The 8,968-nt window shown below is 43.1% G+C and carries 10 protein-coding genes; 5 read left to right on the forward strand and 5 right to left on the reverse strand.

Annotated elements, in window-relative coordinates; all coding sequences use genetic code 11:
* Positions 1–397 precede the first annotated feature (397 nt).
* A complete protein-coding gene (locus AB6D80_RS23160) occupies positions 398–1,288 on the forward strand; it encodes an IS5 family transposase (RefSeq protein WP_372189722.1) in 891 nt (296 codons plus the stop codon).
* A 39-nt stretch (positions 1,289–1,327) separates the two neighbouring features.
* Here the strand turns inward: AB6D80_RS23160 and AB6D80_RS23165 are convergent, their stop codons facing one another.
* Positions 1,328–1,912, reverse strand: coding sequence for a hypothetical protein (locus AB6D80_RS23165; protein WP_372189724.1), 585 nt, complete (start codon positions 1,910–1,912; stop codon positions 1,328–1,330).
* Positions 1,913–2,200: 288 nt separating this feature from the next.
* On the opposite strand from AB6D80_RS23165, the gene AB6D80_RS23170 reads away from it, so the two are divergent.
* The 3 genes from AB6D80_RS23170 (at position 2,201) to AB6D80_RS23180 (ending at position 4,732) form a co-directional block, all read left to right on the forward strand.
* Positions 2,201–2,599: a PepSY domain-containing protein gene (locus AB6D80_RS23170; RefSeq protein WP_372189726.1), complete on the forward strand. Its 399-nt coding sequence runs from the start codon at positions 2,201–2,203 to the stop codon at positions 2,597–2,599.
* A gap of 24 nt (positions 2,600–2,623) precedes the next feature.
* Complete coding sequence (locus AB6D80_RS23175) at positions 2,624–3,283, forward strand: response regulator transcription factor (protein WP_004734666.1); 660 nt, start codon at positions 2,624–2,626, stop codon at positions 3,281–3,283.
* Between the two features lie 102 nt (positions 3,284–3,385).
* The gene (locus AB6D80_RS23180) at positions 3,386–4,732 is read left to right on the forward strand and encodes an ATP-binding protein (RefSeq protein ID WP_372189728.1); all 1,347 of its coding nucleotides are present in this window, start codon (positions 3,386–3,388) and stop codon (positions 4,730–4,732) included.
* 95 nt (positions 4,733–4,827) lie between these two features.
* Here the strand turns inward: AB6D80_RS23180 and AB6D80_RS23185 are convergent, their stop codons facing one another.
* The 3 genes from AB6D80_RS23185 to AB6D80_RS23195 all read right to left on the reverse strand — a co-directional run bounded on the left by AB6D80_RS23185 (position 4,828) and on the right by AB6D80_RS23195 (position 7,444).
* Positions 4,828–5,208: a VOC family protein gene (locus AB6D80_RS23185; RefSeq protein ID WP_372189730.1), complete on the reverse strand. Its 381-nt coding sequence runs from the start codon at positions 5,206–5,208 to the stop codon at positions 4,828–4,830.
* Positions 5,209–5,381: 173 nt separating this feature from the next.
* Positions 5,382–6,701, reverse strand: a complete 1,320-nt coding sequence (locus AB6D80_RS23190) for an LssY C-terminal domain-containing protein (RefSeq protein WP_372189731.1) — start codon at positions 6,699–6,701, stop codon at positions 5,382–5,384.
* 14 nt (positions 6,702–6,715) lie between these two features.
* The gene (locus AB6D80_RS23195) at positions 6,716–7,444 is read right to left on the reverse strand and encodes a glycosyltransferase family 2 protein (RefSeq protein ID WP_372189733.1); all 729 of its coding nucleotides are present in this window, start codon (positions 7,442–7,444) and stop codon (positions 6,716–6,718) included.
* Between the two features lie 369 nt (positions 7,445–7,813).
* On the opposite strand from AB6D80_RS23195, the gene rplY reads away from it, so the two are divergent.
* On the forward strand, positions 7,814–8,092 hold the full coding sequence (rplY, locus tag AB6D80_RS23200; protein WP_009847093.1) for a 50S ribosomal protein L25: 279 nt from the start codon (positions 7,814–7,816) through the stop codon (positions 8,090–8,092).
* Positions 8,093–8,542: 450 nt separating this feature from the next.
* On the opposite strand, the gene AB6D80_RS23205 is transcribed toward rplY, so the two are convergent.
* Positions 8,543–8,869, reverse strand: coding sequence for a hypothetical protein (locus tag AB6D80_RS23205; protein ID WP_041472845.1), 327 nt, complete (start codon positions 8,867–8,869; stop codon positions 8,543–8,545).
* Positions 8,870–8,968 lie beyond the last annotated feature (99 nt).

The following is an 8,968-nucleotide window of genomic DNA, read 5'->3' on the forward strand; positions in this document are numbered from 1 at the left end:
ATCGCCCAAACTGGTTAAATTTTAACAGTGACAACTACCCTGCCAGATAGGGGTTTATATAAACTGAAAAGAACTGTAGAAACACAAATGAAGAACAAATCAGTAAGTGCTTTGTATTTATTCTATCGCAACTTGAAAAAACAAGCATTAAATATACACAAACTAAAGATAAAGAATAAGAAACGAACCAGTAGTCGCTTCTAAAAAAATTTATAACGTAGGTTCCTTTATCATCATACCCATCCCATAAAAACCCAAACTTGTAAATATAAAACATAGAAAACAGCACTATATAGCACGTCATAAAGGCTTTGTTGCGTAATTCAATGGAACTAAATCAAGAACCTACGATCTGATCAGCTACCACCACTCTCTCTCGTAGCCTTATGCCTAAACCTTGTTACAATACAACCAATCGCTCATTAACCGTGGTTCTCTGACCTTCTGGATCGATGAAGAAGCAATAAGTGGGTGGGCGCAAAGCAAACAGAATAAGCGCGGGAGGCCACGTCGGTTCAGTGATTTAGCTATTACGACAGCACTCATGGTGAAACGAGTTTTTTCTATGCCACTGAGAGCGCTGCAAGGATTTATCGACTCGATATTTAGGTTAGCCCATGTGCCGTTAAGTTGTCCGCATTACACCTGCATCAGTCGTAGAGCCAAGCAAGTTGAGGTCTCATTTAAGACTAAAGCGAGAGGAGCGATACAACACCTAGCCATTGATGCAACTGGCCTTAAGGTTTATGGCGAAGGTGAATGGAAAGTCAAAAAACACGGGACGGATGGCAAGCGGAGAGTCTGGCGAAAGCTGCATATTGCAGTTGATACAAGCACTCATGAGATCATTGCCGCCGAGCTAAGTTTATCAACGGTTACAGATGGTGAAGTACTCCCGAACCTACTGAAACAAACACGTCGAAGCATCCTTGAGGTGTCTGGTGATGGCGCTTACGACACGAGAGCGTGTCGCGCTGCTATTAAGATGAAGCGAGCCGTTGCGCTTATTCCCCCAAGAGAAGGGGCAGCCTTCTGGGAGCGTGGTCATCCTCGAAATCTCGCCGTGGGTTGCCAGAAATTATACGGCTCAAATAAGTATTGGAAAGAGCGGTATGGATACCACAAACGTTCATTGTCAGAAACAGCGATGTATCGAGTTAAACAGTTGCTAGGAGGACGATTGAGCTTAAGAAATTACAATGCCCAGGTGGGTGAAACTTACGCGATGATAAAAGCGTTGAACAAGCTTACTGGGTTAGGTATGCCTGAAACTTGTCGTATTGATTAAGAAATACGCGAAACGGGGTTGTTCTATCTTTAAATTTAATTACGCAACAAAGCCCGTCATAAATAGTGTTTTAGATCGCTTTATCGGCCAAGCAAAATAAACATAAACTAACGATATTGCGCTCGACAATAGAAATAGGGCTAGAATCACCCCATCTTTCATAACAAGTGATTGCTTTAATTGATGCTCTTTCGAAAATAACGCACTGGCATTTACAGTCTTACCTCTAGGAAATTTCACTAAAACATAACTGTATTCAAAATTTTTGTTCAGCCGTAGCGAGCGATAATACTCAAACAAAAAATTGCCAACAACTTTTCCGTCTTGATCAACAAAAAACAGCTCTCCTGTCCGGGATGAAAGAGATTTCCAAACTAGATGTTCATATGATTGGTTGTCTGAAGGTAGTGCAAGTTTAAGCCAACACGACTGATTAGGTTCAGGAATACAAGTAACAATTGAGCTCCACCCTTCTTCCTTATATAGGATAGCATCAACCGAAGAATCACTCACTACCATGCCATATTCGAAATCACTGATTTGCTTGAAATCTAATTCGTTAGCATGGCTAGTGAACGTTATCAGCACTGAAAAAAACAACATAACTAGCACTGTAAATGGCACTCTAAAATCCTTATTAAATCAAATATCGCGCGGCAAAAGAGCCCCATAAGTCCATATACTTGCGAGTTTACCATGTTAATTATTTGTAATTTGTAAGGGAATGTAATAACGTCAACGCATTACTATTGAGCAAATGAATCAACATGAATATCAGGTTGGTTAATTGCACGTTGATACAACACTTTACATTGCTAAAATGATAAAGCGTCTCTCGTATTCACATTCATACTCCATTCATTTTTATTGTATTAAACTGTCGTTACTTGCTTCTTTTACTAAGGCCACTGCATGCAAAAACCAAGCGCTATACTCATCTGTATCGCTGTAGCTATAGGCTCGACATCAAGCTTTGCACAAGATGAGCACCATAACGGTCATGATCTTGTACAAGATGTTCATAAAGCGGGAACCCGTATCGAATTTGAAGAAGATCAAGACGAAGTCTATGAAGCGGTGCAAGAGGGCTACATTCGCCCTTTCTCAGAAATGTATGCTGCGGTTGAAAATGATCTTCATGGCCGAATCATTAAAGTAGAACTAGAAGAAGACGATGATATTTGGGTGTATGAGCTAAAAATAAATTTCCAAAACAATATCATTAAAGTGGAATACAACGCTGAAACGTTAGAAATGCTGATGATTAAAGGTCGCAACTTTAAAGAAGCGATCAAAAACTCCCACGAATAATAAATAACAATAAAAGAGTGATACATGAAAATTTTAGTCGTTGAAGACGAACCTCGCTTGGGCCAACAAATTCTAGAGACCCTTGAGGGAGCCGACTGGGTTCCAGAGCTTTCTCAAGACGGTATCGACGCACTCTACCGTGCAACATCGGAAGAGTGGGATGCCATCGTTCTCGATTTAGGTCTACCTAAGCTGGATGGCCTAACCGTATTAAAAGGTATTCGAGACGAAAACATTAACACGCCAGTGATTATCCTAAGTGCGCGCGACACGCTTACTCAGCGTGTAGAAGGCTTGAATGCAGGTGCTGATGACTACCTAACTAAACCATTCGAAATGGTCGAGCTGATAGCCCGCATTCGTGCTCAACTGCGCCGAGCGTCAGGCAGTGCTGCTCCTATACTTCAAATTGGTGATCTAAGCCTAGACACACGCAGCTCTAAAGTGTTGTGGCAAGGCCAAGCGGTTAGCCTCACAGCGCTTGAATATAAAGTGGTCGCTTATTTCATGCATAACCAAAACAAAGTTATCTCGCGCACTGAGTTGGTTGAACACATCTACAAGCAAGATTTTGACCGCGATTCAAACACGGTTGAAGTGTTCATTGGTCGTATTCGTAAGAAAATCGCACCAAAGATCATCAAAACCGTTCGTGGCCTTGGCTACCAACTGAATGCTGAATAACGCTGTATTTAATTAAGCTAAGAGCAATCTCCAATTAGTGGACAGCCTGTGCTGATCGTTGTTGTTCTCATAGCAAGATGAGCAAAGACAGGCTGGTAACGTATGAATCTAAAAAAACGAACACTTAAAAACGTCAGTCTAAAAAGCCGCTTGCTCCTCGCCGCGGCTTTTTGGCTAGGTGCGATGATATTAGCGGCAGGCGTCGGAATACCTAAGTTGGTTAACGATTACTTGGTCGATGACGTCAAGCAACAGCTCAGCCTAACCATGGACGAGTTAACCGCCAACATAGAAACCAACGACAGTGGTAACCTCATCATGGCAGAGCGTCTGTCTGACCCTAGGTTTAACCAACCCTACAGTGGTATTTATTGGCGAGCCGCTACTCAAGACCAGATTATTCGATCTCGCTCGCTATGGGACAAAGACCTCACTATCAAGCGTTCGCCGATTCATACTTCAATCAAAGGGCCTGAGAAAGAAAAGCTTATTTACATCGAGCAGGATATCTATCTGCCTGAACTGAACGATCCTGTCACGATCACCATAGGTATTGATGAAGACCCATTAGAATCCACACTGACCGAACTTACAGGTCAAGTCTGGTTGATTCTGATGTTGCTGTTTGTGGGCGTGCTGATGTTGATTGGTATTCAAGTCAGCTGGTCACTATTGCCACTCAGTAAGATGCAACGTGAACTGGTGATGTTAAGAAACGGCGAGCAACAAGGATTAAGCGACAACTACCCGAAAGAGGTTTCTCCATTGGTTTCTGACCTCAATGCCCTACTGTTCCACTATCAAGAGTTATTGGAGCGAGCGCGTAACCACGCGGGTAACTTATCTCATGCGTTGAAAACTCCGCTGTCGGTTCTGAAAAATGAGATAGAGCGACTTCCAGAGGATGACAAGGCACTGCTGCAACAACCCATTAATCAGATTCAAAGCCAAATCGATTATCACCTTGGCCGAGCACGCATGGCCGGTGCAATGAACATTCTTTCGGTGAAGTCTTCACCTTGTGAGCGTGTTGAAGCTATCTCAATGGCGTTTGATAAAGTCTACTCCGCCAACGAAGTCACCATGATTAACGAGCTAGACTCTGAGATTGAAGTGGCGGTAGAAAAAACCGACCTTGATGAAATGGTCGGCAACCTACTCGAGAACAGTTACAAATGGGCGAGCAGCATTATTCGAGTCCATGCAAATGAACTCGTCGATGGCAACATAGAATTGGTGATTGAAGATGATGGTCAAGGCATTCCTGAAGAGAAACTTGAGCAAGTGACCAAACGTGGCGTTCGACTTGATGAAACCACACCAGGAACAGGATTGGGGCTTAACATCGTGAATGAAATGGCGCACAGCTACCGAGGCAGCCTAACGCTCGGCAAGAGCTCTATGGGCGGATTGAAAGCCTCTCTGGTGCTTAAAATAAGTAAAGGCTGAACAAGCTAAATAAAAGTTAAATACAATAAGCCCTAGCGTACTGCTAGGGCTTAGTTTTATCTCGGTTCATCGAGACACGACTCACTTCAACTTAATTAGCCCATCGAATGTAGCCCAATCATATTGCCTTCTGTGTCGCTAACTACACTAATAAAACCATGCTCACCAATGTCCATTTTTGGCACTTGTAACGTACCGCCATTGGCCGCCGCCAAACTTGCTTCTGTCGCACAATCTTCACAAGAAAAGTAAACCATGGTGCTGTTGCCTCCCGCTTTCACACCGGACATCTTACATATGGCACCAGTAGCGCCATAGTTGTCCATGTCGCAAGGAAATACCCACATCTCAACATCAATTTCTGTTTCATTGGCCAACTTATCCAATGTCACTTTAAATACTGACTCATAGAAAGCTTTTGCTCTTGCCATGTCATCAACATAAATTTCAAACCAACCAATCGGATTCATTTTCATAACGTTGTCCTCAGCTTTCGCTACTTGTTCGCCCTTAATCAGCATAGTCAAAGTTGAACAATTTATAGTTGAGGAGTTACATGAGAGAAAGTTAAGTTTCTTTAGATATAGTCCAGTAGAAATCATAAAGCCTTGTTTGAAGGGGATTTAAACAAGGCACAAGTTAGTCGCTCTTATATATCGCTCTGTATATCATTTACAGCCACATCTAGAATTTGCACATTATCATTATGAGTCGCGACTCCAATCATTAAAATCCTACCATCTGTATAATAGTCATGATCTTCATTCATCACTTCCACCGTTGCTAATGGGTACTTGTCTAGCTCAATATCTGGTAATGACGTTCGTATCTGATTAGCAAGCCTATCTCGCTCTTCATCAACATTAGGGTCAATGTTATGCAGTATGGTCACAATGCCTGAGTAAGGGGTGACTTTAAGGCCATCATCATAGCTGATTGCACCTAACCACTGAGGCTGGTTAGTTTGAACATCAACACCAGCGCGCCACCAGCGAATGTGGCTGCGCTTCATCAAATTACCCGGCAACTGAAACGCCATATCTTGTGGCTTGTCTCGCCAATACAAATCGGACACTGGCGGAGTTTTGTCTCTAAGCAATGCGAGATAGCCAGCCCATTCAATCTCATTTCGAGAAAAAGTTTGATTCTCTATCCAGCCCAATTGTTTCATTAAGTCTCTTGGGGTTGCTCCAACATATAGTACGTTGATAGCTTGTGCCGAGTAGAATGAAGATTTGCCTGGGAACGCTTTATAGGTCACCGAATTCCAGTCGACGTTGTCAATTTGAGCCGTCTCTGGTTGATTCTGAAAATCGTCCGCTTTCCAGAAAAAGTGAGCGTAGTTCGCAAACAATACCCACGCCAACAACAGCGCACTCGACTTAAGTACCAAGCGTCGCCACTTCATCCGATAGCCAATAATGGTGAAAACCAATACCGTGAACACACCGGCGATCAAGCTATTATGCTCAGAGATAAATATCTTGAGGCTATTAAGCCACGGGAAGTTTTCAACACCGTGCGCCAGTAACATGCCCCAAGCAATGAACTGTCCACCACCAAGAGCCAAGCCGATAAACGCCAACACACTAAAATTACGCCACGGCACTCGATGTGAGCCCGCTATAAATGGCACAACCCAAGCGATAGGCCCTAATAAGCGAGCAAAAAGAATGATGTATGTGCCTTTGCGAGCAATTAGGTAACGGCAGCGCGCAATTAATCTTTTGGTTTTAGGACGAAACTTAATGAGCCTTCGCTGCGCTTTCGCACCGTATTTATAGCCAATAAAATAACTGAGTTGGTCACCAAGCAAACCACCTAGCATCACCAAAACCAACGCCATCCATGCACCTGAATACAGTTGAAAGCCCGCTGCGATAAAGAAGGGCTCTCCCGGTACAAATAGGTTTGGGCCAATGAGAGCATCACCCAATGCCCCCAGAAACAGCCCTAGTCCATCAAACATAACAACCTCAATACTTACTGTTCTTTGTAGTGACCAAACTTGTAGTTCATCTCGTTGTTACGCATTTCGCCTTTGAAGAAGCGTCTTACATTGGCTTTGAGGTAAGTTGAGCCTGTCTTCACAACGCCATCTTGGTCTAGTCGACGTGGGTCAAAACCAAAGGTCATATTCAGGAATCTAAATCGCCATGTTTTGCTCGCACGTTTTACGTAGTCACAATCTTCACACAGTACGATCTCTTCATCGAAACCACCGATTTCATCATGCGCTCGTTTAGTCGAGAAAATACAGGCGCCAATCGCCGTCGGGAAAAAGAACTGGGTAGTAAATAAGCCTGCGTTAAACAGCCCGTAACCAAACTTGTGTACAAGCGGCAGACCTTTCGAGCTCATGTACACACCCGCCACTTCAAACTTCTTCTCCTCTAATTCATAAAGCGCTTTCGCAAGGAAGTTTCGGGGCAAACTCACGTCAGCATCTAAGAAAAGGATTCGGTTGTACTGCGCTAATGAAGCGCCTGTGTTTCTGCCAAGGCTCACACCGCGATTTTCCATATGATGAACCATTAACTTTGGCAACGCGCTTTCATAAGCTTGTGCCACCCCTCTTGTGTTGTCCTCACTGTTCGAGTCGACAACAATCACTTCAAATTCTTGATGGGTTTGCACACTCAACTCTTCCATTAAGCGGCTGATGCGTTTCTCTTCGTTTAGCGTAATTACGACAATGCTTATCGGTTCCATATTTTCACCTATTCATTCTGCTGTTTAATTAACACTAAGATTAACCAACCAAGCCTTAACCAAGCCTTAGGCAAACATTCATTTTCCGTTCATTAACTTGATGATTTAGCAACGCTATAAATAGATAAGATAGGCAATGTAAAAGACGATAAAATGGGGTAAATAAGCGCTAGTGAACGTTTTATCTCCAAACGAATCATTTATCGAAGGAAATTCACTTTGAGATGGGCTTCTGACTTGCTCAGATTTGAATGTGATGTTAGTATCCGCGCTCGCTTAAGCATGAACTCGTTTATGCCTAAGCTTTACCACATACTCAAGGTCGCATTGAGGTGTGAAGTTAATTTTTACTAATTTGAGAGTAAAACTATGAAATTTGAAGCAGTAGTACGTACTGAACTAGGTAAAGGTGCGAGCCGCCGCCTACGTCACGCTGGTAAATTCCCAGCTGTAATCTACGGTGGCGAAGCAGCAGCTGTAGCTATCGAACTTGTTCACGCTGACGTGATCAACCAAATGGATAAGCCTGAATTCTACGAAACAATCACTCTAGTGATTGACGGCGCAGAAGTTAAGGTTAAGCCGCAAGACGTTCAACGTCACGCGTTCAAGCCTAAAGTTGAGCACATGGACTTCATCCGTATCTAATTCCCTACCAAGGAATAAGATTGGATTAATCCAGCCTTCTGCATAGAAAAGATAATCGATCTTACCAGTCGAGAAATCTAGAAATTCGAAACCCCGATGCTACCAACATCGGGGTTTCACCGTTTTTGAGCCCTCAAAAACGCCTCAAATCTCGCGCAATACACTGAAAATAATCAACTTTCTTCTCCCCCACTTTATCCCGTTCTTGCTTGGGTGGATTAAGGGTGGACTTATACAGTAGTTTTTCTAACACAAAGACTAGACCGCTTTTTCGCTAGGCTCCGCACACTCACTTTTCAAAACATAACACTGAGCCTCCCTGGCCCAAAATCATGGATTCGATTCCGAATTAGCGAATAAAGAGGAGTAATATTAGGATGGTTGTAGCAGTTTATCTTGGAAGGTTATCGTGCATTTACAGGGTCAAGCGGCCTGAATACCCGACTTTCCTTAGGCTCTTCTTTCTAGAGCGTTCGTAATGTCTTTTTTGAGTTCCTCTGAAAGGCGTTCGAATTGTTTTGGTACAACCAAACCTTCCTCGCACATTTGCATGAGTTGGATAAATGCTCGGCTTCGAGAATGGCCATCAAAAATAAGCTTCATTTGCTTTTGAGATTCTTTGGAGTACTCGCACATAAAGTGAAACCTTTCCCCTACAGATTCTGATTCATCAGTAATCGCTTTGATGGCTTCATCTAGCTGACGAGTACAAAACAGTTGCGCAGCTTCACTCTTTATCTCACAAAAGATTTTCCAATCAGACTCTTTGATATTCATACAGACCTCCACAAAGTGTTACTTTTTAGGGTAGAACATTACGGTGTCAACGCCAGTTTAAAATTGACCCACTTATCGACGTTATCGCCGAAGTAAAAC

The organism is Vibrio sp. 10N.247.310.17 (genome assembly GCF_041466605.1).
Classification (GTDB): domain Bacteria; phylum Pseudomonadota; class Gammaproteobacteria; order Enterobacterales; family Vibrionaceae; genus Vibrio; species Vibrio tasmaniensis_A.